This is a genomic window from Streptomyces apricus (assembly GCF_008369065.1).
Lineage (GTDB): Bacteria > Actinomycetota > Actinomycetes > Streptomycetales > Streptomycetaceae > Streptomyces > Streptomyces apricus.
The window spans coordinates 1-1,110 of record NZ_VDFC01000231.1 but is presented as its reverse complement, the minus strand read 5'-3'; the positions used below and the strand labels follow the sequence as shown (position 1 = coordinate 1,110).

1 protein-coding gene is annotated in these 1,110 nt (G+C 76.1%); it reads right to left on the bottom strand.

Translation table 11 applies throughout. The features are described 5' to 3' along the window. Positions 1–21: 21 nt before the first annotated feature. The coding region (locus FGF04_RS39380) for a lycopene cyclase family protein (RefSeq protein ID WP_149516190.1) at positions 22–1,110 on the bottom strand (1,089 nt) is incomplete at its 5' end.

Below are 1,110 nucleotides of genomic sequence, written 5' to 3'. Positions count from 1 at the left end.
GGTCGGGGCCGGTGGGTCGGGTCAGGGCCCGGGAAAGGGTCTGCGGGGGAGCCAGGACAGCTCCGCCGCGGAGCGGAGCATGGGCAGGACGGGCGTGCGGAAGCCGAGGGAGAGGTCCTCGTGGAGGCGGGKGCGGCCGTCGAGGAAGCGCAGCAGCCGTTCCMTCGGCATCCGGGTGAAGAGGCGGGCGAAGAACGCGGCGCCGTCGACCCGCCCGCTGTCCAGGGCGCGCAGCATCACCGCGTCCATGGCGCGCGAGCGGGCCGGATGCGCGGGCGGGGGCACCGGCCGGCGGCCCGCGTGCAGGGCGTCCACGACTGCCTGTGTCTGGCGCTGCACGGCGGAGAAGGTGTAGCCGGTGGACGGCCGAGTGGCGCCTCCCGCGGCGCCGATGCGGAAGACCGAGGGCGCCGACTGCCGGGCGAAGCGGGCGTCGGTCATGGGGATCACACCGGTCTCGGTCGCGGTGACCTCGAAGTCGCCGAGTTTCAGCACGTCCTCGGCGTAACGGCGCAGGGCGAGGTCGTAGGCCTCCGGGGTCAGCACGGCGCCGGAGAACTCGGTGTACTCCACCAGCGCCTCCCGCGGGCCGGTGGGCAGGACGTACCCGAAGGCGAGCCCCCGCCGCGGCTGCGGGACCCGGAAGTCCATGAGCTCCACCGTGCCGGGGTCGAACGCCGGCGCGCCGGTGCGCACGAACCAGCCCTGGAAGTGCTGCAGCAGGGTCGTACGGGCGGGCGGCAGGCTGCCCAGCGGCCGGGAGTCGAAGACCCAGCGGGCGCGCACCGTCACGGGGCGGCCCCGCTCGTCGCGGGCGCGGATCTCGGCGCCGTCGGCGACGCCGTCGACGGTCTCGACGGCCGCCTCCACCCGGCGGACGTCGCCGGTGCGCGCCAGATCGCGGTCGACGAGCCGCTCGAAGTCGTCGGAGCGGAGCATCTTGTACGTGAGCGGCGCGATGTCGTCCTGCGCGGCCAGTCCGGCGGAGGTGTGGACGCGCAGCCGCCGCCACGAGGCGGTCAGGGCGGCGTCGTAGGGCCCGGGGCCCGCCTCCCAGAAGCACCAGGTCCGGGCGGGCGGGCGGAGCGGGCCGGGCGGAGCGTCCAGGAG